The sequence below is a fragment of the Paenibacillus sp. LHD-117 genome (assembly GCF_030929555.1).
GTDB lineage: Bacteria > Bacillota > Bacilli > Paenibacillales > Paenibacillaceae > Pristimantibacillus.
Window position 1 is genome coordinate 23,104 of the sequence record NZ_JAVFVT010000035.1, and the last position, 17,176, is coordinate 40,279.

At 55.5% G+C, this 17,176-nt stretch carries 18 protein-coding genes; 11 read left to right on the forward strand and 7 right to left on the reverse strand.

What is annotated here, in order from left to right; all coding sequences use genetic code 11:
- Positions 1 to 79: 79 nt before the first annotated feature.
- The 3 genes from RB620_RS23195 (at position 80) to RB620_RS23205 (ending at position 1,321) form a co-directional block, all read left to right on the forward strand.
- Positions 80 to 406, forward strand: a complete 327-nt coding sequence (locus tag RB620_RS23195) for a YtrH family sporulation protein (protein ID WP_308098528.1) — start codon at positions 80 to 82, stop codon at positions 404 to 406.
- Between the two features lie 3 nt (positions 407 to 409).
- Positions 410 to 925, forward strand: a complete 516-nt coding sequence (locus RB620_RS23200; RefSeq protein ID WP_308098530.1) for a sporulation membrane protein YtrI — start codon at positions 410 to 412, stop codon at positions 923 to 925.
- A 90-nt stretch (positions 926 to 1,015) separates the two neighbouring features.
- Positions 1,016 to 1,321: a YtpI family protein gene (locus tag RB620_RS23205; RefSeq protein WP_308098532.1), complete on the forward strand. Its 306-nt coding sequence runs from the start codon at positions 1,016 to 1,018 to the stop codon at positions 1,319 to 1,321.
- A gap of 372 nt (positions 1,322 to 1,693) precedes the next feature.
- Here RB620_RS23205 and RB620_RS23210 read toward each other — a convergent pair whose 3' ends face one another.
- Both RB620_RS23210 and RB620_RS23215 read right to left on the reverse strand, forming a co-directional pair.
- On the reverse strand, positions 1,694 to 3,049 hold the full coding sequence (locus tag RB620_RS23210) for a DRTGG domain-containing protein (RefSeq protein ID WP_308098534.1): 1,356 nt from the start codon (positions 3,047 to 3,049) through the stop codon (positions 1,694 to 1,696).
- A gap of 55 nt (positions 3,050 to 3,104) precedes the next feature.
- Entirely contained in the window at positions 3,105 to 3,575 is a 471-nt protein-coding gene (locus RB620_RS23215) for a hypothetical protein (RefSeq protein ID WP_308098536.1), read from the reverse strand.
- A gap of 180 nt (positions 3,576 to 3,755) precedes the next feature.
- Here RB620_RS23215 and RB620_RS23220 point away from each other — a divergent pair, with 180 nt between their 5' ends.
- The gene (locus RB620_RS23220; RefSeq protein ID WP_308098538.1) at positions 3,756 to 4,106 is read left to right on the forward strand and encodes a helix-turn-helix domain-containing protein; all 351 of its coding nucleotides are present in this window, start codon (positions 3,756 to 3,758) and stop codon (positions 4,104 to 4,106) included.
- 567 nt (positions 4,107 to 4,673) lie between these two features.
- Here the strand turns inward: RB620_RS23220 and RB620_RS23225 are convergent.
- Entirely contained in the window at positions 4,674 to 4,985 is a 312-nt protein-coding gene (locus RB620_RS23225) for a hypothetical protein (protein ID WP_308098540.1), read from the reverse strand.
- A 630-nt stretch (positions 4,986 to 5,615) separates the two neighbouring features.
- Between RB620_RS23225 and RB620_RS23230 the strand changes: the two genes are divergently transcribed.
- From RB620_RS23230 to RB620_RS23255, 6 genes are read left to right on the forward strand one after another with little or no spacing between them, the layout of a single operon-like run.
- The gene (locus RB620_RS23230) at positions 5,616 to 6,986 is read left to right on the forward strand and encodes a YheC/YheD family endospore coat-associated protein (RefSeq protein ID WP_308098542.1); all 1,371 of its coding nucleotides are present in this window, start codon (positions 5,616 to 5,618) and stop codon (positions 6,984 to 6,986) included.
- A 13-nt stretch (positions 6,987 to 6,999) separates the two neighbouring features.
- Positions 7,000 to 8,199, forward strand: coding sequence for a YheC/YheD family endospore coat-associated protein (locus RB620_RS23235; RefSeq protein WP_308098544.1), 1,200 nt, complete (start codon positions 7,000 to 7,002; stop codon positions 8,197 to 8,199).
- Positions 8,200 to 8,233: 34 nt separating this feature from the next.
- Positions 8,234 to 9,607, forward strand: a complete 1,374-nt coding sequence (locus RB620_RS23240) for a YheC/YheD family endospore coat-associated protein (RefSeq protein WP_308098546.1) — start codon at positions 8,234 to 8,236, stop codon at positions 9,605 to 9,607.
- The gene (locus RB620_RS23245; RefSeq protein WP_374121451.1) at positions 9,607 to 10,767 is read left to right on the forward strand and encodes a YheC/YheD family endospore coat-associated protein; all 1,161 of its coding nucleotides are present in this window, start codon (positions 9,607 to 9,609) and stop codon (positions 10,765 to 10,767) included. Before RB620_RS23240 ends, RB620_RS23245 begins: the two co-directional genes overlap by 1 nt.
- 1 nt (position 10,768) lies before the next feature.
- Positions 10,769 to 11,266 carry a GNAT family N-acetyltransferase gene (locus RB620_RS23250; protein ID WP_308098548.1) on the forward strand — a complete coding sequence of 166 codons (498 nt, stop codon included), beginning with the start codon at positions 10,769 to 10,771 and terminating at the stop codon, positions 11,264 to 11,266.
- Positions 11,223 to 12,446 (forward strand): YheC/YheD family endospore coat-associated protein, encoded by a 1,224-nt coding sequence (locus tag RB620_RS23255; RefSeq protein WP_308098550.1) that lies wholly within the window; start codon positions 11,223 to 11,225, stop codon positions 12,444 to 12,446. The genes RB620_RS23250 and RB620_RS23255 overlap by 44 nt, the downstream gene beginning before the upstream one ends.
- Positions 12,447 to 12,529: 83 nt before the next feature.
- Here the strand turns inward: RB620_RS23255 and RB620_RS23260 are convergent, their stop codons facing one another.
- Positions 12,530 to 13,210, reverse strand: a complete 681-nt coding sequence (locus tag RB620_RS23260; RefSeq protein WP_308098633.1) for an HAD family hydrolase — start codon at positions 13,208 to 13,210, stop codon at positions 12,530 to 12,532.
- A 193-nt stretch (positions 13,211 to 13,403) separates the two neighbouring features.
- On the opposite strand from RB620_RS23260, the gene asd reads away from it, so the two are divergent.
- Entirely contained in the window at positions 13,404 to 14,186 is a 783-nt protein-coding gene (gene asd / locus RB620_RS23265; RefSeq protein ID WP_308098634.1) for an archaetidylserine decarboxylase, read from the forward strand.
- 1 nt (position 14,187) lies between these two features.
- Here the strand turns inward: asd and RB620_RS23270 are convergent, their stop codons facing one another.
- The 3 genes from RB620_RS23270 to RB620_RS23280 all read right to left on the reverse strand — a co-directional run bounded on the left by RB620_RS23270 (position 14,188) and on the right by RB620_RS23280 (position 17,172).
- A complete protein-coding gene (locus RB620_RS23270) occupies positions 14,188 to 15,993 on the reverse strand; it encodes an ABC transporter ATP-binding protein (RefSeq protein ID WP_308098552.1) in 1,806 nt (601 codons plus the stop codon).
- On the reverse strand, positions 15,990 to 16,934 hold the full coding sequence (locus RB620_RS23275) for a phosphoenolpyruvate carboxykinase (ATP) (RefSeq protein ID WP_308098554.1): 945 nt from the start codon (positions 16,932 to 16,934) through the stop codon (positions 15,990 to 15,992). The genes RB620_RS23270 and RB620_RS23275 overlap by 4 nt, the downstream gene beginning before the upstream one ends.
- Positions 16,935 to 17,043: 109 nt before the next feature.
- Positions 17,044 to 17,172: a paeninodin family lasso peptide gene (locus tag RB620_RS23280; protein ID WP_308098556.1), complete on the reverse strand. Its 129-nt coding sequence runs from the start codon at positions 17,170 to 17,172 to the stop codon at positions 17,044 to 17,046.
- Positions 17,173 to 17,176: the final 4 nt, after the last annotated feature.

The window sequence follows — 17,176 nt, forward strand, 5'->3', positions numbered from 1 at the left end:
CTTCTATTTTATCATAATTGAATCGGACGCGCCCATAGAATGGGATAAGGGACTGGCTATACGAAAAGGAGGAGGATCGATGTCCTACTTTCTGTCAAAAGCGGGGTTGGATTTTTTTATCGCGTTCGGCATCGTGCTCGGGGGGTCCATGTTAGCGGGAATCGGCTCCGTCTTCTTGGTGCTGCCCCCGGCTACCGTCATGGTGGATACGGCGCTCCGACTTAAAATATGGGCGATCGTAGCCGCGATCGGAGGCTCCATAGACCCCGTCAGGGTGATCGAAAGCAATATTTCTGCAGGGCAGCTGTCGCCCGTGGCGCAGCAGATCGCCTTTATTATTTTCGCGTTTCTGGGGGCCCATGTGGCTACGGAGCTGGTAAAGCTGGTGTGCAAAGGAGCGGCGTGAGCGATGAGATTGCCGGCTTTCGACAAATACGTGAACGCGTTGCGTCTTCTGGGGGTATTCCTGGCCGGATCGGTCGTCGGGGCGGCCGTGCTTCATTCGTTGTTCGTGGCGAAGTTCGAGTCGATGTACAACACGGTTTACGGGCTGGAGTCCAAGCTGGAGCAATACGAAGGGGATATACGGGAATTAACCCAATTCAAGAACCAGCATACGGTGATCAAAAGAATTCAGCTCCGCGTCATGGAGGGAAATACGCGTGATTCCCGCACGCCGCTCAACCGTTTGACGGAAACGGAGCTGATAAAGCGCGTTAAGGAGGATTTGTCCATCTTCCTGGGGCGCAGCATCTTCGACATCGATGCCGACGCCGCCCTCGCCCGAAAGCTGCTGGAGAGCAAAACCTATTCGGACGTGAACGGGAAGGACTATACCATCGAAATCAAGACGGTGCTTCTCGCCGACAACGTGCTTCAAATCTGGATGACCGCGCATCTGGCCGCCAAAGCTCCGTCGACCTGATCGGCTCGGCAGAAGGCAAATCGCGGCGGAACATGGTACAATAGACGACGAAACGATGCCATCCAGCCAATAAAAGGAGTATTACAACTAATGGAACAACTACAATTGCTGCAGTGGGTGCTATTCCCCGTCATTCTCGTCTCGCTTGTCTTGTCCGTCGTTTACAGCTTTAGGGCAAGACGATCCACCGACGCCAGAAAACGCGGGCTGAACGCTGCCCGAATGAACATTAGCATGGGCGTCATGCTGCTCTTCATCTCGATCATTCAGCTGTTCATGTCGGATGAATCGACGCTTAAGATCGTGATCGGCGCCGTGTTCATGGTCATCGGTCTATTCAACCTATTCGCCGGACTGCGCACTCTCGGCGCGATACGGGCAACGGATCGGGGATAACCCCGTTCCTCTTAAAGTCCAAGTTCAAAAAGTTCGGTTTTCAGCACCGTAGCCTCTGCTTCCGATGCTGCGTTTTTTTTCAAAAACGCTGTAGAAGGTTGAATAAAGCTAGGAAATGAGGAGCGGTCAACGTTTTCGAAGAAAACGACATCGAAAGCATACGCTTAGTGGAGGCTACGTGAGCACCTGCAATGTTTCCGAAGGAAACATACTTCGAAAGCATATGCTTGTTCCGGCAACCTCGGGCCCCACGAAAGTAATCGGAATAGACTTCAAAGCTACACTTCACTTTCGTGGGTTTCAGAAAAGATTCGATGTCGATTAAGCTACCTGAATTGCTTCGTGATCAAAATCGGACTTTTTGAACATCCTCTAATAGGGATCGATCATTTGCGCCGTTAGCATGGCTTTGGCGGCCAGCCCCTTCCCGTCCAGCACCTCGATCTCCAGCTTGGAGAACTTCCTCGACAGTTCCATCGCCTTCGGCTTGATCGTCACCTCGCTATCGATCTGCACCGGCCTTACGTAATACGAGGTCATGCTCTCCAGAAGGAAATCCCTCTTGCCGGTCTCAAGGATCATCCGTCTCGCCGCCTGCGTCATGAGCGTCGAGATCAGTCCCTCCGAGGCCATGCCGAGCGCGCCGGACATCTGAGGCGTTATCGTCCCTTTGTAGCTAATGCTCGCTTCCTCCGCTCCATTCGTTTCCGACTGGATAAAGCCTGACCACATCAAATCTTCGAACGTCTCTCCCGATTCCGGCTGCTTGCCCGCGAAGCGCATCGCATCGAGGACCTCCCTGCGGGTAACGACGCCGAGCAGCTTGCGATGCCGATCCACGATCGGGAGAAGATCGATGCCTTCGGCTGCCATCGTATGGGCGGCGGACGTTACGGTAATGTTCGGCGCGGCGGTAATCGGATGCCTTGTCATGACGCGGTCAACCTGCGCATGATCCGCCGAGCCGAGCGCGTCCATTGCCGTGATCATGCCGATGACCCGGCCCCGTTCGTCCACGACCGGGAAACGGAAATTGCCCGTCTCGCGCGACAGGCGGTGGAAGTCGGACAACTCCGAACCGGACTTGATGACGTCCGCCGGCTTGCTGAATGTCACGATGTCCTCGATCAACATGATTTTGCGTTTGATCAGCCGGTCGAACATCGCCCTGTTAATCATGGAAGCGACGGTGAACGTATCGTGCCTGGACGATAGGATAGGCAACCCCTGCTCGTCCGCCAAACGCACGACCTCCGCGCTCGGCTCGAAGCCGCCCGTAATGAGGACGCCGGCCCCCTGTTCCAGCGCGCAGCGATGGGCGCTGACGCGGTTGCCGACGATCAGCAGACTGCCAATGTCGATATAGCGCAACATCGCGTCAAGCTCCATCGCGCCGATGACGAACTTATGAAGCGACTTGTCGAGACCGTCCGCGCCGCCGAATATTCGCGCTTCGACGATCTCCGCGACTTCGCCGAAGGTCAGCTGGTCGAGGGCGTCGCGCCGCTTCCGATCGATCCGCACCGTTCCGATCCGTTCCTTCGTGCTTACCAGTCCGGAAGCTTCAGCCTCCTTAAACGCCTTATAAACGGTGCCTTCGCTGACGCCTAGTTTCTTCGCGATCGCGCGCACCGAAATTTTCGTCCCAATCTTAAGCCCTTGAATATGCTGCAAAATTTGTTCATGCTTGGTGCTCGTTTCACTGCCCGAATCATGGATGGAAGCCATTCCTGGATCACTCCTCGTCTGCTTCCATTATAGGAGATCCGATTGGAAATTTCGACTACCAGTCGAATTGCAGCTTCGTCACCTTGAGCTTCGCGTCGACGAAGTCCTCGCCCTTGCCGCGGAGCTTCCACTTGCCCAGCAGCGCTTGCATCGTATGTACGTTGATCCCCGACCGCGCCCCGCTCCTCACAAATTCATGCCAATCGTAGGTGATCGGAACACGATATCGCTGCTTATGAATCGGATAATTCTCGTATTCGATGACTTGCTGCGGAATCTCTTCATAGACGCTGGGAAATAAAAACGTTCCGCTCTCGCTGTATGGCCGCCCAATCGGTTCCGACTTTAGTTGGATCGTATATTCCAGCGTCTGCGTATGCGCGTTCACGCCGCAACTGAAAGCGCCTCTGGCTGTGGCGGTTTTGCTGTGCCGATGCGACAGCCGATACGTGAACCACATCATGAACGACACATTGCAATAATTAGCCCTTACCTTGCGATAAAACTCAAATTCTTCCACCATCATAGCAGACTCACCCGGCTTCACCCATAATCGCCACCAGTCTATCACATTTGGTATTTTTATGTTAATTATAATAAATCATCCACATAATAGTCAATGACTATAGACGCTGTTTTTTATACATACTATAGAGCGTTGCCCGCGCGGCTGCCAAAACCCTATCGTTAGGCTGAGGTGACACGGATGAGCGACATTGGGCGCAAGATCGGCGAGAACATTCGGCTGGTGCGCAAATCCAAGGGATTAAGCCAGGAACAGCTGGCATTGCGCGCCGAAATCAATGCTTCTTACATGGGACAAGTGGAACGGGGAGAAAAAAATCCGACAATCGACGTGCTCGGCAAAATCGCTTCCGCGCTGCAGACCCCGCTGGAGCAGCTCGTTCACGTCGGCGGCACTACGCGTTTCGAGGGGGGCGAGTCCGGCAGCTACTCGGACAAAATCGTCAGCCAAATGACGGGACTAAACCTAAAGGAACAGGAAGCCGTCTACCGATTCGTCAAGCAGCTCGTCCAGTTCCGGGAGATGGAATAACCAAGGTGAAACGGCTGTCGCTGCCCTTTGGTGGCGCAGCGAGTTTCATTCCGAGAAATATAAGCACAGTACGGAGAAAAATTACACTGTCTTATATTTGGAAAAAACAAAGACGCTCCGCCGCGGCCAGTCGCCTGCGGCGGAGCGTCTTTGTCCATATGGGGCCTGCCCGCGGACCGTTTGGGGCGACTTTGTCGGCAGGACCGACAAACCCGGCTTTCTCCGGACCGTTTGGGGCGACTTTGTCGGCAGGAGCGGCAAACTAGGCTTTCTTCGGCCCGTTTGGGGCGACTTTGTCGGCGGGTCCGACAAACCCGGCTTTCTCCGGACCGTTTGGGGCTACTTTGTCGGCAGGAGCGGCAAACTAGGCTTTCTTCGGCCTGTCTGGGGCGACTTTGTCGGCAGGACCGACAAACTAGGCTTTCTTCGGCCCGTTTGGGGCTACTTTGTCGGCAGGACCGACAAACTACGCTTTCTTCGCCCACGTAATGTGACTCTTTCAATCGGCTCGATCGTATAATGTTTCCGAGCATTCCTCCTCGGAGATCTGCTCTTAGACTAGGCCCATCAACGACCGCGCACGCGGCGAACCTCGCTTTTGGCACGGCGGTCCACAAAGTTCATGATCGTCTTCTCGCGCTGAGCGATCTTAGCACGCTTCACCCTGGCCAGATCCTCGCGCTTCTCCTCCGACATAAGCAAAATGTTCGCGTTAGCGGCTATGATAACGCCTGCGAATACTAGCCATAGAAACCAAAACAAGCCGCCGGCGCCATCCAAATCCGCCAAGTCCACGCCCGCGAACGCATAGAACAACATCCCAGCCGCCGCCAAAATATAAACCGCATGCTTCAGCTTCCCCGCTTGTTTTTTCCCCACTCCGCTCAGCTCCTTCTAAATTCGTTTACCCAACGACCTATCATTAAGCTCACCTACGACGCCAACAGTGACTATGCAAGCTATCTACGGCGTTATTAACGTCAAAGCACAAATGCTGCGCTCTCGGAGCTTCTAAGACGTTATGAACGTCTTAGCCCGCTTTTGCTGCGCTGCCGGAGCTTCTAAGACGTTACGAACGTCTTAGCCCGCTTTTGCTGCGCTTTCGGAGCTGCTAAGACGTTACGAACGTCTTAGCCCGCTTTTGCTGCGCTCTCGGAGCTGCTAAGACGTTACGAACGTCTTAGCCCGCTTTTGCTGCGCTGCCGGAGCTTCTAAGACGTTACGAACGTCTTAGCCCGCTTTTGCTGCGCTCTCGGAGCTGCTAAGACGTTACGAACGTACGTCTTCAAAGCGCCTGGGACGCGCCTCGCCCGCTTCTTCCTTCTCGCGCCAACCTCCGGCTTGTCCGCCATCCTTCGCAGTATGCAGTATATGCTCGCTTCCGGCTCCGTATGACAGGGCGTTTATCACAATCGGGGCGCCCGGCTCATATGATGAATTAGTTCGCGCAAACACCCATAGGCCCATGTCTCTATTCGCAATTGCTCCTGGTTTGGAAGGAGAATCGAAATGCTCAAAACGAAAGTTGCCATACAGGTGACGAGCTCCGGCACGCTGCCGGAGGATACGGTCATGTTAGGCGATGCCTATGTGAAGCTATGGAAAATCCCGGTCGGGCAGCATGTGCAGTTAAAATTCGGCGCATTCCGCCAATCGCTCAAGATTATCCCCTCGTCCAAGCTGGACGGACTGCGCATCAGCCCTACACTGGCAGAGAAGATGGGGCTTCCGCCCTCTAACCGCACGCAGCTTCGGTTCTCTTACCGCTCGGGCATCATCTCCGTCGGGCCGCTGATCGGCGTACTCGTCAGCCGGGATTATCCCGGAACGCCGGATAAACCGTTCGGCGCCATCACCATGTTCTGCAAAGAGCTGGTCGAAGCGTGCAAGGCGCAAGGGGCGTTCGTTTATTTTTTCACGCCGGATCAGCTGACCGGCAGCGCAAGCTCGATCGAAGGCTGGATTTACGCCGGCGGCTGGCGACAGCAGCCGATGCCGGCTCCGGATGTTGTGAACAATCGGCTGACCTCGAGGAAGCAGGAAAACAGCCCGGACGTCCAACAATTTTTTGGCGAGTTGAAGCGACTCCACGCGACCGCCGTGTTCAACGAGAAATTTCTCGATAAAACAGAAGTGTTCGACGCGCTTCAGAAGGATGCCGAGCTTCACCGCTACTTGCCCGAATCGTATCTGCTTCGCAATTACGCCACGTTCAAGAAGATGTGCGAGCGGTACGGCCACGTGTTCCTGAAGCCCGCCCGCGGCAGCCTGGGAAAAGGCATCATCCGCGTATCCCATCTGGAAGGCGAGAGCTACCAGGCTCTACACGCGACCAGCACGGGCTCCAAGAAAGTGGTTTACCCTACCTTGCCTAAACTATATGCGTCCATCTCCGCCAAAATGAAAACGGCCCGTTACCAAATCCAGCAAGGCTTGCACTTGATCGAAATCCAGAAGCGCCCCGTCGACTTCCGCGCCCTCGTCCAGAAGAACGCCGCCGGCAAGTGGATGATTACGTCCATCGTGGCCCGTACGGCGGGCAGCCAGCAATTCGTGTCCAATCTGGCGCGGGGAGGCTCTCTCAGCACCGTCAGCGCGGCGGTAGCCAAATGCAACATGAACAACAGCGTCAGCAGGCTCGATTCCGCAAAGCGGCTAAGGCTCGCCGCGCTGCAGGTCGCGCAGGGCATCGACACCCATATCCCCGCGCACTTCGGCGAGCTAGGCATCGACCTGGCGCTCGATACCGGCGGGAAGGTATGGCTGCTCGAAGTGAACTCGAAGCCGTCCAAGAACGATAACACCCCTTTGACCGAAGGGAAGATAAGACCTTCCGTAAAGATGATGATCCAATACGCCCGGCATTTGTCGGGATTTTAAGGAGGCAGCAGCCATGCCGCAACGAACGATCGCATTTGGCATTATGGCAGCGGCATTGAAGGGAGCGAGCCAATTCGCGCCTGGCGCCGTACTGCCGCCGGAGCCCCGCTTGAGCCGCAATCTTAGCGCGGCCGCGGCTTCGCTTGGCATTGACGTGTACGTGTTCTCGCCCGACGGCTTCGACCCCGATACAGGCAAGCTTGCCGGCTGCAAATTCGAGCAAGGGGGATGGAAGCTCGCTCTTGTTCCGCTCCCGGACGTCGTGTACGATCGAAGTTTCCCCAAGTCGGCGGACAGCCAGAGACGATGCGCCGCCGCGCTCAGCGGGATGAGCGAGTGGAAACACCATGAACGCATCAATGGCAGGCTCCCTTCCAAGCTTCAGGTATACGATTGTTTGCGCGGGCGTTCCGCGATCGCCCCCTATTTGCCCCAGACTGCCCATTACCGCACGGTCGCCCAGCTCGAAGAGATTTTGCCGGAGCTTCCGCAAGGTGCCGTCCTGAAGCCGGCGGCGGGCATGCAAGGCAGAGGGTTTCTTCATATCGAGGCGTCCCCGTGGACGCCGGGCGAGCTGACCGTGTTCGGCAGAACGCGGAACAACGTCCCGTTCAAGGAAACCTTCCGGAGCTTCGCGGCGCTCGGCGCGTGGCTGCAATCGTTTATGGGCAGCTCGCCGTTTTTAGTTCAGCCGTATCTGCCGCTGCGCAGCGCCGACGACCGCCCCTACGATATCCGCGTGCTGCTCCAGAAGGACGAACGAGGGACATGGCAGGTGTCCGGATCGGCCGCCCGCCTAGGAAGCCCGGATTCCCTGACCTCCAACCTGCACGGCGGAGGCGTCGCGGAGCCTGCGGCAGATACGCTCGCCGCCAACTTCATGCCAACCAAAGCCGAACATCTGCTTAAGAAAATCCATGCGATAAGCGGGCAAACCGCTTTGCTCCTGGAGGAGAGCTTCGGCCGATTCGGCGAGCTCGCCTTCGACTTCGGCCTCGAGCCCAGCGGCAAGCTTTGGCTTCTGGAAGTTAACGCCAAGCCGGGACGCGAGTCCTTTCATCTGACCGGCGACCAGAAAGCGGCAAAGCTTTCCATTATCCGGCTCTTGCAATACGCCCGTTATTTGACGAATCGCAACGCCCCGACCTTTCCGAAAGCCGGCGAATCCGCATCCGACCGCCTCTCCCGCCCAGAATCGAAACATCGGCCATGATGCAATGGTCTTGAAAAGTTCAGGAGGTTCATCGATGAGTTTGACAACTTGCAACGTCCACTTCTCCCAGCATTCCGATAAAGTCGTTTACGTCTCCAGGCCGCTCATAGGGCAGCTCAAGCTATCCGGCAAAAAGTCGATCCTTCTCAAGCTGGGCAATGAGGTCATCGCCGCCGCGATCAAACCGCTGAAGCGGGCCGGCAACCACTTGTATCTGTCCGCGGGCGTCCGCCAATCGATCCGCATCCCCAAGTCGGGCAACGTCTTCGTGCAAGCGAACGGCGAGAACGAAATCCAGCTCGGCCCGCTTGTCGGCGTCTTGACGGACTTCATCCACAGTTCGGATAGCAGTCCTTTCGGCTCGCGCTCAAGCTTTATTAAGCAGGTCATCCGCTCGGGCGACCGCAAGGCGTTTATGTTCGGCTTCACGCCAAGCGACATCAACTGGCAGCAGGAGACGGTCAACGGCTATTTCTTAAACGCCCAGGGCGGCTGGTTCCGGAGAATCGTACCGCTGCCCGACGTCATCTATAACCGTCTGCCGAACCGCCAGGCGGAAACCTCGGCTTATATCAGCGCCGTGAGGGAGCGCTTCGTGAAGCGGCAAATTCCGATCTTCAACTGGAGCTTCTTGAACAAGGCCGACGTCTACAAGTTGCTGGACAACGATCCCGAAGCGCTCGCCCATCTGCCGGAATCCGTACCAAACCCCTCTTCGGCCAAAATAAAGGAGCTGCTTGAGAAACATAAGTTTCTGTACTACAAACCGACAGGCGGCAGCCTCGGCATCGGCATTTACAGGCTGACGTACCATCCCCGCCGAGGTTATTTCGTCCGGTACCGGCGAGGCGCCGAGAATGTGCTCGTCCGCTACAGCAGCTTCCAAACCATGATGCGGATGCTGCAGGCCAGGCTCGGAAGCCGCATGAGCCACTACGTCGCCCAGCAAGGCATTCGGCTCATCGAGCTCGAACGATGTCCGATCGACTTCCGCTTCCACATGCACAAGAACGGAAACAATCGCTGGATCGCGGCCGGCATCGGCGCCAAGAAAGCGGGTCGGGGAAGCGTCACGACCCATGTGAAGAGCGGAGGATCCCTCCTGACGCCGGATCAGGCGCTTAGCCGTACCTTCGGGGACGATTCAAGCTTCATTCTTGAGAAGGCCAGGCGGGTCGCCGTCAAGCTGTCCGAAGCGATCGAGCGCAACTATCCTCACCGTCTCGGCGAGCTGGGACTCGACATCGGCATCGACAAATCGGGCGAGGTTTGGATGTTCGAAGCCAACGCCAAGCCGGGCCGCTCCATCTTCAAGCTTCCGGCGCTCCGTTCCGAAGGCAAAGCTTCCGTCTCCTACATCGTCGACCATTGCTTGTATTTGAGCCGCTTCCAGGGGGGAAAAGGCTAATGAACATGCATACGCAAGAAGAAAGAGAAACGCAAGTCGCCGCGCGAGGCATGCCGATGCCGGTCCTAGCGATCTTGACGATTGACGAGCCGAACGGGAATTTCCGAGGCAACCGCAGCAATTTCGCGGATCTAATCCGCACCGGCCAATCGATGGGCTTCGTCGTTTATGTTTTGACCGCCAAACAACTGTTGCTCCACCGCAAGAAATTGAAAGGATTTATATTCCACAAGGAGAGCGGCCAGTGGCAGAAGGCGCTCCTCCCGTTCCCTGACATTATCTATAACCGCATTCCACAGCGCGAGGACGAGATGCAGCCGGCCGTCAGGCAAAAAATTATCGCATGCCGCAATCACGCCAGGCTTACGCTGTTCAACCCATCCTTCTTCAACAAATGGCAATTGTTCGAATGGCTGCGCAAATCCAGCCGTACGAGGCCATTCATCCCGACGACCAGACGGCTGGTGAACGTCAGCGGGCTTGGCCGGCTGATGCGCAAGCATGCGTACCTCTACCTGAAGCCGGAAAGCGGCAAAGCGGGCAAGGGCATTATGACCGTCCGCGTCCATCAAGAGAAAACATTGCCGTACCGGCTCAAAATACAGGAAGACAAAAAAAGCTCCACGTACAACTGTTCTTCGCTGCAGAAGCTATGGATCCGCATTCAGAAGCAAAGCGGCGGAGCGGCCTATATTGCCCAGCAGGGCATTCCTCTCGCCTCCTTCAAGGAGCGGCGCTTCGACCTTCGGGCGCTCGTCCAGAAGAACCGCCGCGGCATTTGGGAACTTACGGGACTCGGAGCCCGGCTTGCCGGGGCATCCAGCATTACGACGCATGTTCCCAGGGGAGGGCGGATCGAGGATCCGGAGAAGCTCCTGATCCATTCATTCGACGTGGAGCAGGCTCATATGCTGTTACAGAAAGTGAAATCGACGTCCGTCCTCATCGCAAGGCAGATCGAGAGAGCGTCGGGACAGCGGCTCGGCGAGATGTCCATGGACCTCGGCATCGACAGCGAAGGAAACCTATGGTTCTTCGAAGCCAATTCCAAGCCGATGAAATTCGACGAGCCCCATATCCGGCAGAAGTCGCTAGAACGAATCTTTCATTACAGCGCGTATCTAGCGCGCAAAAAATCCAAGCAAGCGGGAGGCGCTTAACATGGAGCTGCTGCTTCTGACACCGGAAACATGGCGCTCGGAACGGAGGAAGCTGCTCGGTTTCGTCATTCGCAATGGCGAGAAGCGGATCACGACCGCTTCTCTTCAGGCGTTCCGGGATTTGGAAGCCGCATGGCTGGAATCGGACGGCAGCGGGCACAGCAGAGCGGTCATCGCCGTGACCAAGCAGGGCGGCCGCATGACCGGTCTCGGCTTCGCGGCCGACGGCGGGGACGGAGGCTGCCTGCTCGTGGTCCATCCCGGAGCGCGAAGGCTAGGTGCGGGAACGGTCATGATGAAGGCCATGATCAACCGTCTCGGGCGGCTCGCTTGCCACGTCGCGGCCGATAACATCCCCAGCATGGCGCTGTGCTTCCGGCTTGGAATGAAGGCAGTCTCGATCCATAAAGGGCCAACCGGCAAATCGACGCTCAGGTTCGAAAGGGGAATCCTGCATGACGCAGCCCGTACTGGGCATATTGACACTCTACCTCAATGATGCCGGAACTTTGGAAGAGAGAAGCTATTATCAGAGAATGACCGTCGAAGGGCGCAAACTCGGCTTGCACGTGTTCGTGTTTACTCCTCAAGACGTGAACGTCGGCAAAAATCGGATTCATGCGCTGTTCTACCATCCGGAAACGGGCCGATGGGTTCGGCGATGGACGTCCTTCCCCCATCTCATCTTCGATCGTTGCCGGATTCAGCATTCGCACCGTTACGACGAGCTGCTCAAATTCCGTTCCCGTTATAACCATCTTACGTTCCTCAATAGGCCGCTTCGCAACAAGTGGCAGATCCATACGCTGCTCTCGAAGGATGTCCGCTTCAGCACGTACTTGCCGAAAACGCGTTACATCGGCTCGGTGGACGATATCCGCGAGATGCTGCGCAGCTTTCCCCTGCTGTATTTGAAGCCGATTAACGGCACCGGAGGGCGAGGCATCCTTCGGATCGAGAGGCTGCAGGGCGGCATGCTGCACGTACAGGGCCGGGATCAAGACCGCCGGATCGTGCCGCCGCAGCGCATGAGCAGCGATAAGCTAAGCGGGTATTTGGCCCATTGGAACCTGAAGGATGTCCGCTATATCGTGCAGCAAGGCATCCAGCTCAAGCTGAAGAACGGCTGCGTCCACGATTACCGGATGCTCGTTCAGAAGAACGGAGAAGGCAGGTGGCAGGTCACGGGATGCGCGGGCCGCGTCGGGGCTCCGGGAAGCATTACGGCGAATCTCCACGGAGGCGGCCGGGCGGCGAAGATGGATCAGCTGCTCGAGCAGTGGATCGGCGACGCCGCGAAGAGGGAAGCGATCAAAGAGGAAGTAGCGGAGTTCGGCGCTTCGCTGGCCGCTTACCTCGAGCTTTGCTGCGGCGCGCTATGCGAGCTGGCCATCGATCTGGCCATCGACAAGAACGGACGCATCTGGCTCATCGAGGTCAATCCGAAACCTGCCAGAGAAGTGTTCATCCGCGCGGGAGAAACGGAAGTGTACCGGCAGGCCATCGTCAAGCCCTTGGAATATGCGTTGTGGCGATACAAGCAGAAGCAGCACAAAATGTCGGCGGCGGCGAGTGCCAGAACCGATTCGCCGAGACAGGACGACGAACAAACGGCAACGAAAAGAAAAGTTACCCGCCGGAGCGCAGCCAACCCCAGTCCCAATCCTCAAGCGCCATAGAATTCAAAAAAAATCACTTTGTCCCTCCGGTGGCCGCTGCGGCCGGAAGGCAAAGTGATTTTTAATAAGAAGGCGAGCCTAAATTAAACTCGTACCGCCAATAAATCCGGAAAACCGGAAATTCTAATGTCGGCTTCGGCAAGCTCCGCTTCCTTGCCGTAAACGGCATAGGCGCAGCCGACCGTCGTCAAGCCGTTCCGGCTGCCCGCTTCCACGTCCGAGGATCGATCGCCGACCATCCAAATGTCCTTGGACGGTTCCAGACCATGATCCTTCAGCAGACGAGCTACAAGATCCACCTTGCTTTGCGTGCCGTATTCTCCCGCGCTATAAAGCCCGTCGAACAGATGCGTAATCCCTTTGTGCCTTGCAATCTCCTTCACGTACGCTTCAAGGCCGTTGCTGGCGACGAACAGCTTGCTTCCCCCGGCCTTCAACGCCTCCAGCGTCTCCTTCACTTGCGGATAAAGCTCGCCTTCGCCTGCCTCCAGCCCTTCCAGCTCGTACTGCAGCAGCAGGACATCCGCGCGGGCACGAGCTTCCTCGCTGCTGTCCGGCATCACTTTCCGCCAAATATCCTCGAGCAGCATGCCGAGGCATGACAGCAGCAGCTCGACCGGCGGCGTCTTTCCCATATAAAGCCCTTCCTCCCGCAGCGTGCGGAAGACGCGTTGATGAACGCTGACGAGAAGCGTATCCGTCTCGAACAGCGTTCCGTCCATATCGAAGATGACGGCAATCGGTTTGCCCGGTTTACTCTCCATCACGTATGCAACACTCCTTTTCTCTTATCAGCCTATCATACTGGATAGGAAGAAGAAGCCGCAAGTCGGCAAAAATCCCGATCAAAGCCAGCGAGCGGAACTATTGATAAAATGTAAGGATTATGTCACACTGTTTGGTGGACGGGAGGCGCTTGCCTTTCGCGATAGACGGAAAGGACGTGACGTGACTGCTATGACCAAGTGGCTGCTAAGGGCCATGACCGAACTCAGCTCGCGCAAGTGGATATCCCGCATAACGGGCACGTTCGCGCAATCGGCTGCCAGCCGAACCTTCATCCCCCGGTTCGCCAAGCTGTACGGAATCGCCGTGCACGAAGCGGAGAAGGAGCCCCACGAATACCGGACGCTCAACGAGTTCTTCACCCGCCGGCTCAAGCAAGGCGCCCGCGTCGTACATAACGGCGAACGGAGCCTCGTCAGTCCGGTCGACGCGTTGATTACGGGAGCCGGCGGCATTCGGGCCGGCACGATTGTCAATGTGAAAGGTCAAGACTACACCATCGAAGAATTGCTGGGCCGATCTCCTCGCGCGGCTAGTTATATGAACGGTTATTATCTCGTCTTATATTTGAGCCCGACCGATTACCACCGCATCCACTCGCCCATCGCCGGCGACGTCATGGAACGCGATCATCTGCCGGGCAAAGTGTATCCCGTCAATGACTTCGGACTCACCCATATGACGAGGGTCTTGAGCCGCAACGAACGGCTTGTCACCTACATCAAGCATCTCCGCGGAGAAGTTGCCGTCGTGAAAGTCGGCGCCATGAACGTCAGCAGCATCAAGTACGTCGAACCGCTCAGCAACCATCTGGAGAAGGGCGACGAGCTAGCTTACTTCGAGTTCGGCTCGACCGTCGTGCTCGTCATGGAAGACGGCACCTTCACCCCGGACGCCGAAATTCGGATCGGCGCCAAAGTCCGTATGGGCGAGCGGCTCGGAGACCTGAACTAGATCATCCATGCGAGAAATGAACGGCTTGTTGAGTCAACAAATGGCTCAGCAAGCTTTTTTTTTCGTTCGCCAGCTGGCTGAAAACCCCTTTCTGAACGATGTTGCCTTGATCGATCACGACGACCTGGTCGGCATTGCGAATCGTGGAAAGCCGGTGGGCAATGACGATAATCGTCATCCTGCCGTTTAAATTTTCGAGCGCTTCCTGGATGTTCTTTTCGTTTTCTGTATCCAGCGCGCTTGTTGCTTCATCCAAGATAAGAATGGAAGGATTGCGCAGGATCGCCCTCGCCAGCACCAGCCGTTGGCGTTCCCCGCCCGACAGACGGGCTCCCCGGTCTCCGATGACGGTCTCGAGACCCTCCGGAAGCTTTCTAACGAAATCCGCGGCGGCAGCGAATTCGAGCGCTTCCCACATCTCCCTCTCGCTTGCATCCGCGTTTATCAACAACAGGTTTTCTTTGATGCTGGCGTTAAAAAGAAATGGATCTTGCGGGACGTAGCTGATGGATTGCCTAAACGCAAACAGGTTGTCCTTCGACAGCGGCACTCCGTCGATCAGAACCTCCCCTTCTTCCGGCAAGATCAGACCCATAATTAAATCGACCAGCGTGCTTTTGCCCGCTCCCGAACGCCCAATGAATGCCGTCATCTGTTTCGCCGGGATTTGCAAATGGATATTTTTTAAGGCGAAGCTCGGCTCCTGCCGGTTATATCGGAAAGAAACGCCTCGGCATTCCAGCATGTGATTGATTCCCAAAGGCGCAACGCCTTTTAAGGGATCGCCGGTATGGAATTCCGCGGCTTCTTTGCATTCGGTTTGCGTTTGTCTTAAGGAATGAAAGGCGGGAATCGCGGAAGACAAGCTCTCGAGATTGGATTGAATGCCGTTAAACCTCGGCCATAACCGCGAGAATATGACGATGATCAGAAGCAACTGTTCCACCTTGGCTTGAAGAAGTTCAATGGAGAAAAAAATAAAGGCCGCTATAAATACTCCCGCCGCTACCTGATAGACGAACTGGGAAGCGGACTTCAGCTTGATTTGCCGAAGCTGCTCCTGCTGCATCTTCCGCTCCAGCGATACCATCCACGATAACCGGGACTGCTCGAGCGTGTTGCTTTTAATGTCTTTAATGCCGTTCAGTTGATCCATCAATCCCGAGTAATAGGTTTTGGTCAGCGTCGTCGTTTGCTGCCCCAGCTCTTTCGATTTATGGACGAACCTGCGGGATACCAATGCCACGGCCAGCCCGCATACAAGAACGAATAAGGCCAGCTCGGCGGAAAGCCAGAACGCGATGCCGATTTGAATCATCGTGAAGATGATCGTCGACGCCATCTGCAATAAAGTGCTCATCGCGGCGCTTACTCGCGTTATTTCGGCCGTCAGCGTGTTGACGAAATCAGACTTCCTTCGCTTAACGTGAAAATCCCAATTCGCCTTCAGCAATGCCCCGAAAGTCTCGATTCTTAAGTTGTGCATGAAAGACTGATGGATTTTGGCGTTACCGATTGCTATGCTTCGTTTCAGATAGCTTTGTCCGAAAACAAGGCATACGTAAATGCCTAGAACCAGTAACAAAATCGCGGGCCGAGGAAGCCCGAACGAAATATTCAGTTGGCCTATGAACGGTATTGCCGTCGCGTTCATTTCAAGGATCCCGCTCATGCTAAGCATCGGAATGAGCAGCAATATCCCTATTCCTTCCAGCAAGCTAACCAGGATCATCCCTGCTAAGTTAACGTATAAGATCATTCCAGCATTGGAATAAAGCCGTTTGGCAAAATACCAGATCACATTCAAGAATACACCTTCTCCCTCATAACCGTCGTTACGATCAACGAGGCAAGCTCCGCTGCAGTAAACGACGAATCCGGCCTCTCGAGCCGAAAAACATTCAATTGGTTCGCGAGCATGGCTGTCGTATCCAAATGCCAGCCCGTCAGCCCCAGACGACGGACAAGCATGTTCCGAAAGGTGTGACGGTACAGCAGCGGCAAACTTTCCAGCCTGGATATTTTTTTCAGTTCAATCTCCGGCTTGCCGGATTTGACGAGCTCGAAAATGCCTGCAAGCGGAAGCGGCCCTGCGCAAAAGCTCGATTTAACCGGGACTGAAAATTTCGTTTCTCTTTGGCCTAACGGCCGATACCCGCTGGAATCCCGGCCGAATTGCTCCAGACTTTCCTGCCAAAGCTTTTGTTGGGGATACGATGGCGTTACGATGGGAGTCTGCCCGCCGGGCTGAATCGTCACCGCGATCACATCATCGGTAAGCAGCTGATAACCTTCGTTAAGCAGCGCGGTTGAAGTCGTGGATTTGCCCGCACCCGATTCGCCGACAACGGCATAAGCTTTGCCATCAATGGCGATCGCACTCCCGTGCAGCGGCAAGACCCTTCTTTGCAGCAAAATACCGCCCATGCAGGTCCCAAGTATATACAAACGGATCTCATCCATATCAGAACCGTCCGCAGGAGAGACCACGATTTTTTTTCCGTCCTGGATGAAGAATGTTGCGATATCCGGTATTTGGAATAATATCCCATCCGATATCAAATTAAACTTTCCGTATCGGGCATTATTTTGAAGCCACATCCCGGTTAAATTCGACAATTCGATCTCGATATCGGGTACCGGCCGCTTTTCGTTCCCGCTTGGCGGGAGCAACTCGGGCATTGGAATTTCGCTTGCGATCTGGAAGCCGAACGCTTGATATCTCGTATTTTGTAAGGTTCTTGCCATTATGCCACCTCGGTTCTTCTCATCTAATTTTCAAAAATGCCCTTATACTTTGAAAGTATAAGGGCATTTTCGAAATCTAATAACGTAAGTATTTGTAATTCCTAAGCCCCTAGCTCGGTCCAGTAAGTGCTTCCGTTTCATTTTCGTCTAAGAAGTCTTGAATTTGATCCGGATGGCCCTGCATCGTCATTTTAACGTCAAGGATTTCCAGTACAGGTTTCTCCCAAGTCTTTTTCATGGTT